This window comes from Otoolea muris (assembly GCF_943193115.1).
GTDB lineage: Bacteria > Bacillota > Clostridia > Lachnospirales > Lachnospiraceae > Otoolea > Otoolea muris.
This window is the reverse complement of sequence record NZ_CALPCY010000035.1, coordinates 38,194-53,525: the sequence shown is the minus strand read 5'-3', so window position 1 is coordinate 53,525 and position 15,332 is coordinate 38,194. Positions and strand designations below refer to the sequence as shown.

Annotated in this window: 18 protein-coding genes; 13 read left to right on the top strand and 5 right to left on the bottom strand. The window is 48.9% G+C overall.

The genetic code is table 11. From position 1 onward, the window contains the following. The first annotated feature begins 389 nt into the window (after positions 1-389). Complete coding sequence (locus NFS31_RS18170; protein ID WP_251498233.1) at positions 390-1,619, top strand: hypothetical protein; 1,230 nt, start codon at positions 390-392, stop codon at positions 1,617-1,619. A 95-nt stretch (positions 1,620-1,714) separates the two neighbouring features. On the opposite strand, the gene NFS31_RS28500 is transcribed toward NFS31_RS18170, so the two are convergent. After that, positions 1,715-1,765 (bottom strand): hypothetical protein, encoded by a 51-nt coding sequence (locus NFS31_RS28500; protein WP_465223441.1) that lies wholly within the window; start codon positions 1,763-1,765, stop codon positions 1,715-1,717. Here NFS31_RS28500 and NFS31_RS18165 point away from each other — a divergent pair. Beyond that, complete coding sequence (locus tag NFS31_RS18165) at positions 1,745-2,419, top strand: DUF6783 domain-containing protein (RefSeq protein ID WP_465223440.1); 675 nt, start codon at positions 1,745-1,747, stop codon at positions 2,417-2,419. The two genes, NFS31_RS28500 and NFS31_RS18165, sit on opposite strands and share 21 nt — an antisense overlap. Before the next feature lie 60 nt (positions 2,420-2,479). On the opposite strand, the gene NFS31_RS18160 is transcribed toward NFS31_RS18165, so the two are convergent. Together NFS31_RS18160 and NFS31_RS18155 are read right to left on the bottom strand one after the other, a co-directional pair. Further along, positions 2,480-2,863, bottom strand: coding sequence for an IS3 family transposase (locus NFS31_RS18160; RefSeq protein WP_251498228.1), 384 nt, complete (start codon positions 2,861-2,863; stop codon positions 2,480-2,482). 160 nt (positions 2,864-3,023) lie between these two features. Further along, entirely contained in the window at positions 3,024-3,185 is a 162-nt protein-coding gene (locus NFS31_RS18155; RefSeq protein WP_251498226.1) for a transposase, read from the bottom strand. A gap of 415 nt (positions 3,186-3,600) precedes the next feature. On the opposite strand from NFS31_RS18155, the gene NFS31_RS18150 reads away from it, so the two are divergent. From NFS31_RS18150 to NFS31_RS18125, 6 genes are all read left to right on the top strand, one after another. Then, a complete protein-coding gene (locus NFS31_RS18150) occupies positions 3,601-5,028 on the top strand; it encodes an MATE family efflux transporter (RefSeq protein WP_251498224.1) in 1,428 nt (475 codons plus the stop codon). A 114-nt stretch (positions 5,029-5,142) separates the two neighbouring features. Next, entirely contained in the window at positions 5,143-5,871 is a 729-nt protein-coding gene (locus NFS31_RS18145; RefSeq protein WP_251498222.1) for a MarR family winged helix-turn-helix transcriptional regulator, read from the top strand. Between the two features lie 2 nt (positions 5,872-5,873). Further along, the gene (locus NFS31_RS18140) at positions 5,874-6,035 is read left to right on the top strand and encodes a hypothetical protein (protein ID WP_251498220.1); all 162 of its coding nucleotides are present in this window, start codon (positions 5,874-5,876) and stop codon (positions 6,033-6,035) included. A gap of 20 nt (positions 6,036-6,055) precedes the next feature. After that, on the top strand, positions 6,056-7,282 hold the full coding sequence (locus NFS31_RS18135; protein WP_251498218.1) for an ABC transporter ATP-binding protein: 1,227 nt from the start codon (positions 6,056-6,058) through the stop codon (positions 7,280-7,282). A 72-nt stretch (positions 7,283-7,354) separates the two neighbouring features. After that, positions 7,355-7,768 carry an ABC transporter transmembrane domain-containing protein gene (locus tag NFS31_RS18130; RefSeq protein WP_251498215.1) on the top strand — a complete coding sequence of 138 codons (414 nt, stop codon included), beginning with the start codon at positions 7,355-7,357 and terminating at the stop codon, positions 7,766-7,768. Positions 7,769-7,832: 64 nt separating this feature from the next. Continuing rightward, on the top strand, positions 7,833-8,624 hold the full coding sequence (locus NFS31_RS18125; RefSeq protein ID WP_251498212.1) for an ABC transporter ATP-binding protein: 792 nt from the start codon (positions 7,833-7,835) through the stop codon (positions 8,622-8,624). A 296-nt stretch (positions 8,625-8,920) separates the two neighbouring features. Here NFS31_RS18125 and NFS31_RS18120 read toward each other — a convergent pair whose 3' ends face one another. Continuing rightward, on the bottom strand, positions 8,921-9,169 hold the full coding sequence (locus NFS31_RS18120; RefSeq protein ID WP_251498209.1) for a hypothetical protein: 249 nt from the start codon (positions 9,167-9,169) through the stop codon (positions 8,921-8,923). Positions 9,170-9,609: 440 nt separating this feature from the next. Here NFS31_RS18120 and NFS31_RS18115 point away from each other — a divergent pair, with 440 nt between their 5' ends. The 3 genes from NFS31_RS18115 (at position 9,610) to NFS31_RS18105 (ending at position 12,409) form a co-directional block, all read left to right on the top strand. Further along, positions 9,610-9,753 carry a hypothetical protein gene (locus NFS31_RS18115; RefSeq protein ID WP_251498206.1) on the top strand — a complete coding sequence of 48 codons (144 nt, stop codon included), beginning with the start codon at positions 9,610-9,612 and terminating at the stop codon, positions 9,751-9,753. A gap of 676 nt (positions 9,754-10,429) precedes the next feature. Continuing rightward, on the top strand, positions 10,430-11,692 hold the full coding sequence (locus NFS31_RS18110) for a M15 family metallopeptidase (RefSeq protein ID WP_251498203.1): 1,263 nt from the start codon (positions 10,430-10,432) through the stop codon (positions 11,690-11,692). Between the two features lie 354 nt (positions 11,693-12,046). After that, the gene (locus NFS31_RS18105) at positions 12,047-12,409 is read left to right on the top strand and encodes a hypothetical protein (protein WP_251498200.1); all 363 of its coding nucleotides are present in this window, start codon (positions 12,047-12,049) and stop codon (positions 12,407-12,409) included. A gap of 123 nt (positions 12,410-12,532) precedes the next feature. Here the strand turns inward: NFS31_RS18105 and NFS31_RS18100 are convergent, their stop codons facing one another. Then, positions 12,533-12,997, bottom strand: a complete 465-nt coding sequence (locus NFS31_RS18100) for a GNAT family N-acetyltransferase (RefSeq protein ID WP_251498197.1) — start codon at positions 12,995-12,997, stop codon at positions 12,533-12,535. 396 nt (positions 12,998-13,393) lie between these two features. Here NFS31_RS18100 and NFS31_RS18095 point away from each other — a divergent pair, with 396 nt between their 5' ends. Next, on the top strand, positions 13,394-13,735 hold the full coding sequence (locus NFS31_RS18095; RefSeq protein ID WP_251498194.1) for a hypothetical protein: 342 nt from the start codon (positions 13,394-13,396) through the stop codon (positions 13,733-13,735). Positions 13,736-13,893: 158 nt separating this feature from the next. After that, positions 13,894-15,318, top strand: a complete 1,425-nt coding sequence (locus NFS31_RS18090; RefSeq protein ID WP_251498191.1) for a Wadjet anti-phage system protein JetA family protein — start codon at positions 13,894-13,896, stop codon at positions 15,316-15,318. The last annotated feature ends 14 nt before the right edge of the window (positions 15,319-15,332 follow it).

Below are 15,332 nucleotides of genomic sequence, written 5' to 3'. Positions count from 1 at the left end.
TGGTTTTGTCAATAAAATTCAGGTGGTTCGGCTAAGTGTGGCGAAAATTCATCGTCACGTTTTCGAGAATCCGGGTTTTCAAATAATTTATAACATTTACCCTTCATATTATACAATAGCGGTCAGGAAAATACAAAAGCTTTGCATGAAAAGACATTTTTTTGTGGATTTTGGGAACGGCATTGTGTTGTCCGCAGGGTTACAGTTTCCTTACATTTACAAAAAATAATGAAAAAATTACCAGAATGACCAAATGAATGAAAAAAATGTCGTTTGGTGCAAATGGGGTTGAAATTATGACCGGAATAAAAAATAATAAGAAGTGTCATTGATTTCAAAAAACAGCTACACAAAAGTTCACTACCTAATACAGAATGGAGAAATTTAATATGGTAAAAACAAAAAAATTAAGTGGAAAGAAGTTTTTTGTAAAAGGAGAAAGTCGGATGAAAAGGCAACTATGTTTGATGTTGACTGTTATTTTTTCTATGTCTATATTTGGGTGTGGAAATTCAGGACAGGGACAGGATTCTGGAAGTAAAATATCAAATGTTCAAAATGAAGCAGGTTCTGAAACAGAAGAACCTTATGTAGAAAACGATATACCTGATGAGAAAATTATTTTTCCAGCGAGTTACGAGAACACCATAGAAAATGTTGATTTTAAGATGGATGTTATTGTTGGTGCTGATTTAGGAGAGAAATTTCCAATTACCGCGAAAGCAAGAATGTTGAAAGTAAATGAGGAGCGGGCATTTCAATCATTATTCAGCGGTAATGATGATTACGAAGTATACAGTTATGAAGAAAAAAACGAATATGGGGAAAAAGTAGATACGGCAACTTATGTCACTCCAGAGGAAATAACGTTATCTTATGGTCCGCTTTCCAGTCAGATGTCATATATGCAAAGAGATTTAATGCCATATATACGCAGCTCTTTTGTACTTGATCCGGCAGATGAGCGATATAATGCAGGTTTGTATTCTACAGAAGAACAATTGTCGTTTATGACGCGTGAGGAGGCTTTTCAGATAATTGATAACGCATTAACAGAAGTGAATATTAAATTTGAGCATGTTTATACGGGATATGCGTTAGATTACGATTGTATGCAGTCACAGGAATATCACGAAGATATGGACGGAAATATTGACCGGGCAAACTATAAAAACGGGTGGTCTGTCTCAGATGAAGGCTATTATTTTTGTGTCAATCAGATATACAGAGAATTGCCGCTTTATCATGTATATTGTGAGATATTTTCAGATGCAGCAGATGTAAATGCTCCGGTACAGGCATTTATATCAAAAGATGGAATAGAGTATTTGGACATTGAAAGAGTATTTGAAATTTCCGATGAAGGAATGGCAGTCTCTTTATCTCCTATGGATGTGATTGCTGAAACGGTTGCTCATAAGTATAACCAAATACCCGGAAGCTCAACATATGAAATGACAGAAGCAGAATTATGTTATTATGTTGATTTATCTTCAGGAACAGGCGTATATGATGTAAAGCCTGTCTGGATCGTGAAGGGGATTGAAAAAAGTGAACAGCATGAGCAGGATATTCAGGTCATTATAGATGCACAGACAGCGAAGGAGATTATACCTTGAGAAAATTTTGTAATTATTTAAAAACAGACTTAAAGAGGTAGTTGGAGTCCTTGATAATTGGTTTTCAACTTTTAAGAAGCCCAATGACAAGCTTGCTACTTTATGCTCTTTTTCCTAGAGCGTGTTTGAAAATTCATTCCTGGCATCTGCACGCCCCACTTCGCGGTATATTTGTGCCAAATTCACTTAACGCAGCCCACTACGCCGCGTTCATTTGGCACAAATCTCCCACAAAGTGGCACGCACAGCTACCAGAAAGCAATTTTCAAACACGCTCTAGAGTCAAACGGAAAGAATTAACGTCGTTTACTATAAAAACCATCAATGAACAGCAGGCTGCGCGAATCCGGGAACAGGAAGAGACGATCAGGGAACTGCGGGCGGTCATCGGGGAACTGCGCGTCCTGAAGGCAAACCTGGAGGAAACCATCGGGGAATTCCGCCGGAAGTTCTTCGGGGTGCGCAGCGAAAAGGCATCTCCTTCTTCCGAAGATCCGGAGCAGGAAGCGGTCGGAGAGAAAATCAAAGTAAAAAGCCACACCCGTGAACGAAAGAAAAAAGCAGTCCGCGGCGACCTGTACGCCGCACTTCCGGTAAGGGAGATCCGGTGTCCGGTTTCGGAAGAAGAGAAGAACTGTCCCTACTGCAACGCCCCGATGGAGCCCCTGGGCTATCGATTCGTAAGGGAAGAACTGCGCATCACACCGGCAAGAGTGGAAAGGGTCCGTTATCTGCAGGAGACCGTGATCTGTCCGGAATGTAAAAAAGACGGAGATGGCTGCATGAACAACTCCTTCTGAGGGAGGTCCTTCATGCAGATGCGGGATATCAAACAACCGGGAGGAGCGCCGCTGCAAAAGCTATGCGATCGGAAGGAAGAATGCGCTGTTCCATAATTCCGCAGTTTCCACCACCCTTGATATCTGCCCAAAGGGATGCTGCCGGAAAAATACCGACGGCGACGAACTCAGGAACAGATATGTGAAATCCGTACACCATTTCTGGTTCGGCCTGTCCGCATGGAAGTCCTGCTTCAGCTTGTTCTCGAATACCTTATGGGGCCTCCCGGGCTTTGTCCCCGGCTTTTCAGGACGGACAACGGAATGCAGCCCCGGCTCGGTGTTCATATATTTATGAATGGTCGTCTGGCTGTAGCGGCAGCCTTGGCGCTCCAGACAGGCCGTCATGCTGCGGCAGCCGTCCACTCCGCTGTGGCTGCGGCAGATTTCGGCAATCTGCTTCATGAGTTTTCTGCTTTTTGAGTATAATAACCAGCCTTCCGGTGTTTCCGGTAGTTATAGCAGGCATTCGGGCAGATCTCCAGCCGCCTGAGCAGCCAGCGAACGCCGAATTCTTCATAATGTTGGTCGATAAACCGGTAAGCCTCTAACCGATTTCCTTCGCTTAAGGGTCTGTCCGGCATTCTTTGCTGAATTCGCTGCACCACTTGGAGATGCTGGCTTTGGATACACCATATTCAGCGGTGATGCTTTTGTAGGTTCGTCCTTCTTCCACATGGAGACGGACAATCTTCTTTTTAAATTCGGGAGTGTAATTCTGTAACATAATGAGTACCTCTTTTCTTGTGATTTTGATTATATCTGATTAGCCACTCCTGTTACAACTCTATTATAGCATATCAGCTATGTGTGCCGGGAGATCGTAAGACGGGCCGGCATCCTCTATGAGGTGCAGCATAAAGCAGGCTGAGTGGGAAACAGCCTCACCGGCAGAAAAGGGGTGCTTTGTACATATTATACAAGTGTAAACAATAATATTTTTGTGCAAAAACACCTTTGAATTTTTTCCTGAAAAACATATAATATATGTAAGAACGTGTGGCGTAAACTGCGTAAATCCGGTTACATGCCATGCGTTTTTTTTGATAAGAAACATACTGTAATAGGTATTCAGCGTGTAGCCTTCGGCGTAAATCCAGCGGCCGGGGTTATGCGCTGTTTTTGCATGAAAGGAGACAGACATGGAAACAAAAAACAATGTATTTCTGATGGAAGAGCCGGTTTCCCGGCTGATGGGGAAATACGCAGTCCCCTGTATCATCTCACTCCTCGTGGGCGCGCTGTACAATATCGTTGACCAGATATTTATAGCCAATGCATCGTACCTCGGCTCTTATGGAAATGCAGCCAATACAGTGGTATTTCCGCTGACAGTGATCGCTCTTGCTGTTGCGGTGATGGTGGGCGATGGCTGCTGTGCGTTTGTGAGCCTGAGCATGGGGAAAGGCAGGCCGCAGGATGCAGGCAGAAGTATGGGAAATTCCATTCTGCTCACGGTTATTTTCAGCCTTATGCTTTGCGGGGTCTATCTTGTATTCAGCAGCCAGATCATCGCTATGTTCGGAGGTACTGTGAATGAAGAAACATTCCGCAATTCAAAGGAATATTTCTTCTGGATCACTCTGGGGATTCCTTTTTATATGTTCGGGCAGGCAATGAACCCTGTCATCCGAGCGGACGGCAGCCCGAAATTTGCTATGGCATCTACGCTTGCGGGGGCGGCAGTGAATGTGATCCTTGACCCGGTATTTATCTTTAGGTTCCGGTGGGGCATGATGGGCGCTGCTGTGGCGACGGTGATCGGCCAGGTGGTGACGGCTGTCCTGGCAGTGTGGTACCTCACCCATACCAAAACCGTAAAGTTTGGCAAAGAGGATTTTAAACTGAAATGGAACATTGCAGGCAGAACGCTGATGCTGGGGATCTGCAGCTTTTTGTCACAGATATCTCTTGTGGCTGCAATGGCCGCCATTAATAACATGATCCGGCGGTACGGCGCTCTGGATGCCGTATTTGGTCAGGAGCACTACGCACAGATTCCCATGGCCGTGGTGGGGATTGTAATGAAGTTCTTCCAGATCGTAATATCCATTGTGGTCGGCATGGCTGCAGGCTGCATCCCCATCGTTGGGTATAACATGGGCGCCGGAGCGAAAAAAAGGGTAAAAGAGCTGTTTACAAAACTGCTGGCGGCAGAGGCATCGGTTGGCATCCTGGCGTTTGTCATTGTAGAATTTTTCCCGGCTTTGCTGATCGGCATCTTTGGTGCGGCCAATGAGAGTACGTATTATACGGAATTTGCAGTCCGGGCATTCCGGATTTACCTCTGCATGGTTGTGTTCGCCTGCGTGAATAAGGCGGCATTCATCTTCCTGCAGGCCATGGGAAAGGCGGCGGCGTCCACCATGCTGTCTATGGTAAGGGAGATCATGTTTGGCGTTGGGTTTGCGCTCCTTCTGCCGCGTTTTTATGGTTTGGATGGAGTTCTGTACTCCATGCCGGTATCCGACATTTTAACATTTTTGTTTTCCGTTGTTGTCATAGCAGCAACTTATAGGCAGTTGGACGGGAAACATATCCGGCAGCAGCCAAAGCCTGAGTACAGCTAAAGGAAGAGCGGTGGAGAATTCGGTATACTGCAGTAGAAAATAAATTTAGGCGCCTTGATATTTTGCTTTTGCGGTGATAAAATCAAGGTACCTAAATAAAAGGAGGAATGATTTATGACGGAAAATACCATTTGTCCGGGCTGTGGACGGCATTGTAATCTGGAAAAGCCTCGCTGCGGCAGAGGAGAGGAATACCGCCGCACCGGGAAAATGCCGGAGCAGCAGGTGAAACTGCGGGATCAGGAAATGTATACAGCCAATGATCCGGCAGCGAGTATCAATGACAGGCTGATCATCAGTCTGCGGGATTTATATCATACCATGCGTTCTCTGTATGAGGGGAAAGCGAGCCAGAAGCGCATCCTGATCATCCTGAACGGGTCGGGAGCAATCACTCAGAGGGACCTGACACAGCGCCTGGGGATCCAGCCGGGTTCAGCCAGTGAGATCCTGTCCAAGCTGGAAGGCTCAGGCTGGGTCGTCCGGACTCAGAATGAATCCGACCGCAGGACGACAGACATCTCCCTGACAGACAGCGGCAGGGAAATTGCGGAAGAGGCACTAAAGCAGCGCAGAAAGCGGCATGAGGAGATGTTTTCCTGTCTCTCGGGAGAGGAAAAGCAGGAACTGCTGTCCCTTCTGGAAAGAGTCCGCGGTGACTGGAAAAAACGGTATAAAGAAAACGAGAATACATCCAGAAACGGACATTGGCATGAATGCCGGGATAACTGTGAACACCATGACGGACATGCACACTGGGATGACAGCGGACATCATGACGGACACGGACATCAGGACAGTCACAGACACCACGGGGCTTCAAGGGGGCGCGGAGGACGCTGACCATGTGGAAGTATATCAGAAAGTATCTGTCCTTTGCCATTATCGCCGGCCTGTTCATGGTCGGCGAGGTGATGATGGATCTTGTGCAGCCGGGCTTCATGAGCCGGATCGTGGATGACGGTGTCCTTGGCGTCAGCAACGGGGCAGCGCTGATCTGTGTCTGATATGGATGCTGGGGCTGCAGATGATCGGCCTTGTTCTGGTGGGAGGACTTTGCGGATCTCTCAACAATGTGTTCTTACACATATCCAGCCAGAATATCGGAAATGAGATTCGAAAGGACTGCTTTCGCAGGATCATGGATTTTTCATTCCCTCAGATGGATCGCTTTGGCACAGGCTCTCTGGTAACAAGGGTGACCAATGACATCACTCAGGTGCAGAACTTTGTCTCGCTGTTTGTCAGGGGGCTGATCCGCACTTCGCTTCTTACCTTCGGGAGCATGTATTTGATGTTCCGGCTGAATTTGGGATTCGGGTTCATTGTACTGTGCGCTTTCCCGTTTCTGGTGGGCGTCATTGGATTCTGCCTGTGGAGAGCAAATCCCCTGTTTTCCAGGCTGCAGGCGTATCTGGATGCTATGAATGAAATCATGCAGGAAGACGTGTCCGGTATCCGCATTATGAAAGCCTGTGTCCGGGAAGCTTATGAGAAAATGCGCTTCGGTAAGGCAAATGAGGAGTTGGTCGGGACGCAGCTGAAAACTCTTGTGATCTTTGCCTTTATGAATCCCCTTACGAATGCGATTATGTACATGGCTGTCACGGCCATTTTACTGTCAGGATCTTTTTCGGTGGAAAACGGCAGTGTCACACCGGGAAATGTTATGGCGGCACTGACCTATACCACACAGCTTCTGAACGGTATTCTGATGCTTGTCATGCTGTTTCAGAATATTTCCAGGGGACTTACCTCCTGGAAACGGGTAAAAGAAGTGCTGGAAAGCGTGCCGGAACTGAAGGAAGGCTCTTTCGGCGGGGCGGTTCAGGCACAAGGGGAGATCGAATTTCGCGATGTCTCTTTTACTTATCCAAAAAGCACCCGGAGCGTGCTTTCCCATATCAATCTAAAGATACATAGAGGGGAGACAGTGGCGGTCATTGGAGCTACCGGATGCGGAAAGACGACCCTGGCCGGGCTGATGCTGCGTTTTTATGATGTGGATTCCGGCGCGGTTCTGGTGGACGGGGTTGATGTCAGAAAATACCGGCAGCGGGCGCTTCGGGAAAAAATAGCGGTCGCCATGCAGAAAAGCGAGCTGTTCAGCATGACAGCGGGGGAGAATATTACCTGGGGGATGCCGGGAGCGGATGAGGCATTGCTTGCATCCGCGGCATTCATCGCGCAGGCGGACAGCAGACAGGATCGTCGTACTGGAAAACGGCGGTATCCTGGCCTGTGGCGCCCATGAGGAATTGATGGGGTCCTGCCGGGTTTATCAGGATATCTGGCATTCCCAGATGGGAGAGGAGGCGAAAGAGGCATGAGCAAAGAACCGGATTTCAAACTTGCCGAACGCAATATTCCGGGAATGATGAATCGGCAGCAGCATTTTGCGGAGCCGGAACACGCCGACAATATCGGAGCCACAGTCACGCGGATCGCGGTATATTTTGTGAAGGAGAAGAGGCTGGCTGCCGGGATGCTGGCGGTTGTGCTGTCCGGTACCGTGTGCGGCATTCTGGCGCCGGGCCTGCAGAGCGGAGCCGTTGACATCATCGCGGGGGAGAAACAGGGCGTTCTCTCCCATACACTGGCGCTGATGCTTTCCGTCTATCTGCTTTACAGCATCTGCGGACTGCTTCAGGGATTGTGCAGCGCCAGGCTCAGCCAGAATGTGGTCAGGCGGATGCGGGAGGAGCTGTTCGGAAAAATCGTGGAGCTGCCGGCCCGTTAATGAAATCGCTCAGATTTACGGACAGATCCAGACAGCGGTTGCCGGTGCGGAGAGGGTCTTTGCCGTGCTGGATGAGGAAACAGAGGATAAAAATGGCGGGACGCTGGAGACAGGCGAAAAAGCGGCCGTGTTTTTTCAAAATGTATGCTTCTCCTATGAACCGGGAACTCCCGTGATCCGGGATTTTACCCTGGCTGTTCCGAATGGCAGAAAAGTGGCGCTGGTGGGCGCTACCGGAAGCGGGAAGACGACCATCGTCAACCTGCTCATGCGGTTCTATGACATAGAAAGCGGGGAAATCCGCATAAACGGGCAGAACATCCGCGATGTGTCCAGGGAGAGCCTGCGGCGGAATATTGCGATTGTCCTGCAGGATACGGTCCTGTTTTCCGATACCGTCCGGAACAATCTGAAATACGGAAACGGCAGCGCTGCGGAGGAACAGCTTACGGCGGCGGTGGAAATGAGCCAGTGCCGGGATATGATCGGGCTTCTCCCGCAGGGTTATGATACGGTGCTGACCGGGTCCGGCGCAAATATCAGTCAGGGGCAGAGGCAGCTTTTAGCCATCGCCCGGGCTTTTGTGGCGGCCCCCAAAATCCTGATTCTGGATGAAGCCACGTCCAATGTGGATACCCGCACGGAGAAGGCGATACAGGACGCCATGCACAGCATTATGCAGGGACGCACCAGTATCGTGATCGCTCACCGCCTTTCGACGATAAGAGACTCCGATTTGATTGTGGTTATGGATCACGGGGAGATAGCGGAGAGCGGCAGCCATGAGGAGCAGATTGCGAAAAAGGGCAGATATTATGAACTTTACATGACTCAGTATGCCGGATTTGCGGTATAAAGGAAAATTTCAGCAAGACATACGTGTCCTGAATCTTATCATGTAAGTCCTGAGTTTAAATAATTGTTTTGCTTTATAATAACCTCCTACTATTTTTCTATAGACAAAAACGGCACATGCGCATGCATGTGCCACATAAATCAACCACGCACCACATGCAGTAATTATCTGTACCGTAATCAGATTTACGTGCAAAGCACCACATGTGTCGTTGAATGGCTGTATTTATTTTTTAACCTTGATGATCATATCAAAATCCGTTTTCAAAAGTCAGGAAAGCAAATTTGGAATGTTAATTATGACTGTTGATCCAGATAATCTCCAACAGGGCTGGAATTATACTGTTTAATCACTTTAATGATAATCGAACCGTCCGGCTGGTTTGTCTGTTCCGTAATTTTATATTGTATGTGATTCCGTTCCAGATTTTTCTTGTAATGCTCAAGTTCCTGTTCTACCTGCATTACCGCATCATCATGCCCGACATCTTCTTTCAGCATAAAGTGCAGAGTCTGGCAAATACAGGCTGCTTTTACTCGTTTCATGTGCGTTCCCTCCATTCTCAAAAATAAAAGCGCAGCTTATATGCAACTGGAATTACGCCGAAAAGCTACACGTTGTAAATACATTATAGTGAAAAACAGATTTCTTTTCAAAGGACTTTTTTACCAAAAAGGCAAAAAAAGAGAGGTCTGTTCGTTATTATTTTTTTAAGGAATATGGTACGGTATGTGCTTTTTTATGGTTTTATATATGCTGAATATTGTAGAAAATGTGTAAGTGTGTGGTTTGAACTGAATCGGGTACTGTATTCCATGCCGGTTTCGGAAGGATTCCTTTCCCGCTGTCTGGATGTGCAGGAGACAGTTTGGCGGCAATCGGAAAATCAGAAAGCCACTTGCCGCTGAAAGATCGGGAAGGGACGCAATGACAAATAAAGATTACCCTGCTCCTGAAATGTTCGGCGGGTACGAAATACGCTTCTATGATTGATGACATGGTGGAGATTGAGGTGGAGGCTGCCCATCATTATTATGAAGTCTTAAAGCAGCTTGGGGCTCCTTCACCCAAAATTGACGAAAAACTGGAACAATATCATGGCAACGGGGATGATAGGCGCTTTTTTTGAAATGGTCCTCCATAGGATGCCTTTTGACAACGCAAAGGTGTTTTTGAAGAGTTAAATGATTTTTATGCCGCAGGGCAGATGAAAATCATGGGACAGTGATCTGATCCAACAGCTAATATATAGAAAGTTTGCATTGCGGGCTTTCTATTATATTTTTCTTATTGGTTAGTTAAAATTAACTAATATTTTATAGGGGTAACGAAGAATGACTGCAGCGTTTCCCTCATCATACCCAAAGGGCATGTGCCGGGTTTTTGTTCGCCCTGGGAGTGTGTATCAGGTGGCTTATGAAGCTGAGGAGGAAATTCAGGCAAGGAGGTTTGCCTGAATATAATCGGGACAGTATACTATATACCTTGAAATCGAAGTTATACTATCGTTTTAGTTATTCCAAATTTGAAATCTCCCCTTGGGGGCAAAATCAAAAAGTATGCCCAAATCAAAATGTATAAGGAAAAATCGAATTGTATCAAAGACAGCGTTTACATAGATGACGGGATTATTGATTCTTTTGCCGCCTATGGCTGCTTATAATAATGCCATTGGTTCAGAGGTTGCCTGAACTGTTCTGTATAAAGATAATTAAGCAAAGAAAATTTCCAGCAATTATTTACATTTTTCGTGTTTGATTGTAAAATGAACGGGTGAATTGCAGAGAGTTTAAGGAGATGTGGACATGAGAGTTCTGTGGGGAAACGGGCCGGGCGGCCCGGGGCGCAGAGACAGGAAATGGGCCTTCGCGGCCGGGGCGCTGGCGGTTATAGCCGCGTTTTTCATCCAGTATGCGTGGGAGCATGACATGAGCGCCCTGCGGCAGGGCGAAGGAAACCGAAAAGAGGAAACCATTGTCTCAAGAGCCGCGGCACCCTCCGAATTGTCCGGGGACTCAGAGGCAGAAAAGGGACAGGACAGAGAGCGCGCCGGAGAGGGCGGCGTGGAAGAGCAGCCAGAAGATAAGACGGCGGCCGCTGAAAGCGGAGAGAACCATGAGAGCGGGCCGGATAGCGGCGCGGCTTCAGAGGGCGCGGGAGAAGTGGAGGAGAAAACAGGAGAAGAAGCCGGTTCCGCAAGCGGCCGCAAAGAGCGGCGGGATGGATCCGGGGATGGCACAGAGGGAAGCCGGGACGATTCCGGGAGCGGTTCGCCAGAAAGCCGGGACGGCTCCGGAAACGGCCCGGAAGAACGGCAGGAGCCGGGCAGCAAATCCGTGGATGAGACAAAGCCGGCCGCCCCTGAGACTGAGGAGGCAAAGCCCGGGTCAGCTCCGGCGCAGTATGCGGTCAGTGATTACGGCCCGGGCGATCTGGTGGGGGAGGATGCGGTCTACGCTCTGGGGAGCAGTTCATTTTTCCAGGAAACAGAGATAAGCGACAGCCTGTTCCAGAGAATATACGGAAAATCATATAAGGAAAACAGTATCATTCCAAGAGAGGATCTGCGCTATATCCGCGTGCTCTACTATGATTTCAGCGGAAACTGCCGGTATGGGGAGCTGGTCAGCAATAAGGCCATCAGCCGGGATCTGGTGGAGATTTTCCAGGAGCTTTACAATCAGAAATACCGCATTGAGAAGATCCGGCTGGTGGACGATTACGACGCGGATGACGACAGGTCCAGCTCGGAGAATAATACATCATGCTTCAATTACCGGACCGTGGCCGGAAAAAGCGCGCTGTCCCTGCACGCAAGGGGACTCGCCATTGACATCAATCCAAGGTATAATCCGAATGTATTTTATGATGAGGCGGGAAATGTGACCGGCTGCCTTCCGGCCAACGGGATGGATTATGCGGATCGCTCGCAGGATTTTCCGCATAAGATTGATGAGAATGATCTGTGTGTGCGCCTGTTTAAGGAGCACGGCTTTATCTGGGGAGGCGACTGGAGGCGGGAGCCGGATTATATGCACTTTTCGAGAAGCACTGTGCCGGAGAGCTGAGTTATGAATCTATATGCGCCGCTGTTTACACGCCAGCCGTTGTGATGCGTATCGGTGTGTATAAGCGGCCATTTTTCATTTATATGAAAATTGGACAGTGGGAGTAAATAAACGGATGATAAAGCAAGGGATGATACGAACTCCTATCACAACTGGGATAATTTGCACGCTGCGTGGAGGATATGCCGGACCTTGGCCGCACATACAAAATACAGGACCATGGGAAAAAGCAGAGAAGGAGAGCTTTCAGTATACAAAACAAGCCGTGTTGCAGCGCGTCCTGAGAAACATTCCCGGCCGCGGGTTTCCGCTCTCTCTTTTTCGCTGCCTGATCATAGTGAATGGGGGCAAATAATGGAAAGAGCTCTTTTAGAAGAGTCCGGAGATCTGCGGTTTATGCAGATGGAGCGGATTGGGGAGCTGGACTGCTGTATCTTTGAAGCCGGGGATGCCTGGGATGCGCAGAAACAGGAATTCGCATACTACCCCTCATTTCCGGCCCAAAGCATTTCGATCGAACCTGACAGACAGAGAGTGGTGACAAGAGGATGCTCAGGCGTATCTTACGAATATGTGATCGTATACGAAGTGGTGAATGGGGAGTATATGCAGGCCAAAGAACTGGTGTTAAAGCGTAAATATCATCCGGAGTCCGGCGGATGGCAGTCTGTATTGTCTTACTTTGAAATGGGTGAGCTGATACAGACGCACCTGTAAAACGATGACAGTGAAAGAGAACAGCTATATCCCGATATGGATTATTGGATGAAAGGCTGATACGCCCGGAGCATGCGGGACAGCGGAACTATGTTTCAGGCGCGCTCCGGGCTCATGTCCATATCAGAGCTTTAGAATCATCCCCGTATACCGCGGCTTTATCTCCGTAAATTTAAGCTTCCGGTACAGGGGAAGCCCGTCCTGAGTCGCGTCCAGCGAAATATAGGACAGAGAAAGCCGCCTTCCATCCTCAATCGCCATAGTCAATAACTGTTTTGCTATCCCCATCCTGCGGTATTCCGGTCGGGTATACACATTCAGCATAACGCCGAATTTCCCTGTCAAAACCGCCGGATTCGCCGGCATTTCCGTAATATGAAGAAAAGCGGACGCCGCAATTTTCCTCTCATCCTTCGCCGCATAAGCAATCAAATCCCGATTCAGATGCCCCGCGAAATACCCGGGAAGCTGCGCGCGGATCGCATCCGCCTGCTCAGCAGCCAGGGTCTGGTAATCTTCTGTCAGATAAGCGATCCTCATATCAATCAGGGCCGGGATATCGGTTTCCAACGCTTTTGTATAGTTCATGGCAATTCCTCTCCTTCTAAATGCACAGCTTTCGCAACCGTTCAGCTACCCCCTGAACGGTTGCCGGCTTTTTCATACATATATTATACACAGCCTTTTACTATTTTACAATAAGGGCAAAAATCGTATCCCGGATATTACAATCCGCAGGCCGATATCACACTGATAGCTTACCGGGATCTTTTCGGGCTGTACAGACCGCTGTATACGCAGGGCTGTACTGGTGCCGCTGCGCTTTTCTCCGAGCGGGAGCGGGGGTTCTGTTGGATATCGAAGCTGACACTGGCGGGCTTTTCACGACTTTCCAAAACTTTTCACAACTCCCCAGGCAAATAAGTGATTGAATTCCCCCTCAGATAATGGTAAAATATACCCATAGCAAAGGAGACGAAAAACATGAGCGATTATTCTTACAGCAAAGAGTTCCATCAGGACAACGTGACATTTTGTGAATTCGATCTGGAAACCATCCGAAAGATGTTCACCAGAATATTTCAATCATACAACCCCAAAGTAAAAGACGAAGCCTTCGATTCCTTCTGCGAAGATTTCTATGCTCTCGCAAAGGAGATGCCTGTATCGAACGAGCGCATGTGGCGCATGATCATAACCGACATGCTGTTCAATTACGACGACAGGGGCTGCCTTGAATCGGGAGCGGCCGATAACGGGATTAAGAGAAAGCAGTTCGCGATTATTGCAAAAGTGATTTTGGGCATACTGCGTGCTAAGAATTAGGCCGCGCAGGCGGCGCGAAGAGAGCGCCGCCTGCGGATCAGGCTCAACGACAAAAAGGTTAAAAGAGCGCCGGAAGTATCCGGGGCTTTTTTATGCACAGGCCCGCATAAGGAAGCCTGCCGCCAGTACGGCGCGGGTAAACCCTCATAGGATAACATATGACAAGACTATTTGACACCATACCGCCCGGTTTTTTTAATTGCTTATCAAGCGCCGGCAATCAGGGAATCTACTCGGACTGCCTCCAGGTGATTTATGAGCAGTATGACCGTGAGATATCCTACCGCATCGCCAGGGGGCGGATCCGCGACGCGCTTGCGGCTTATCTTCTGGAAAACCATGTGGATTTTATCGATCCCGAAGAGGAGACGGAGGCCAGGAAGAACCACAATGAGATGGCGAACAGCATCATACGGCGTTTTTGCTCCGCGGAGATCGGGTGGCTGGAGGAGGAAAACGACGACGCGACGTATGAGAAGCATATCATTATGACCGAACAGGGGATCCTGCTGGCGGAATTTTTGCAGCAGATCCGCAGGCCGGACAGGGAAGAATTTTCCAGCTATATTTACAATATCTACAATATTCTCCGGAATGAGGAGCAGTGGCGGCGGGATCCGTATGTGGACGGGCTTAAGAATATTTACCGCAATGCCAAGCTTTTGTCCAAGGCGCTCAAGCGGCTGGCCACATTTATCAGGAAGATCATTGAGCGCATGGTAAAGGAGGAGAGCCTGGAGAGCCTGACCGAGAATATTATCGAATACTGCGACGGCAATTTTATCCGTGAGTACGCGAGGCTCACGAAGCAGCAGAATATCCATATTTACCGTTCCTTTATCCGCTCAGAGCTCGATCGCGTGCAGAATGACCGGGCGCTTTTTGAGCGCCTGAGAGCCGGCTGCGCCGCGGAGGAAGGGCTTAAGCCGGAGGCGGCAAAAGAGTACGCGGAGGATATGCTCCGGCAGACGAAGCGGTTCCTCTCCGAGGATTATGACCGGATCATGCGGGACATCAAGCACCGGATCAATGTGTACCTGCAGATTGCCGTGGGGCGCGCTCGCTTCCTCAGAAGCCGCGGGGGAGATATGAGGGGCAATGTGGAGCAGGCGGTTAAGGCGCTCACAGAGGAGATGCGGGAGCTTGGCTTTAAGGAGGAAGCGCCGCCGGAAGTGAACCGCCTGTTTTTGCTGGAACGGCATGAATTTATCGACGAAGGCTCGCTGCGTTTCCCCAGAAAGGCGAGGAGCGTCCGCCGGGAGACCGCCTCGGGCCTTGAGGTGATGAGCGAAGACGATATGGAGCAGGCCAGAAAAGCGCATGAGAGAGAGGCATATAATCCGTATTCCCGGGAGAAGATGGGAGCCTACTTAAATCGCCTGATGGGAGAGAAAGCGGGCATCGAAAGCGACGCCCTGCCGCTTGAAAGCAAACGCGATCTGCTCTGCAGCCTGTCGGCCGTGGCGTATGGCAGGGAGAACGGCTTTTCCATCCGCTTATTGGACGGCTACGTGGAGACGAACGGGATGCTGCTGCGCCGGTTTGAGATCGTCAGGGAGGACGGGGCGGGGGATGAAAAATAACAATTCAGATGATG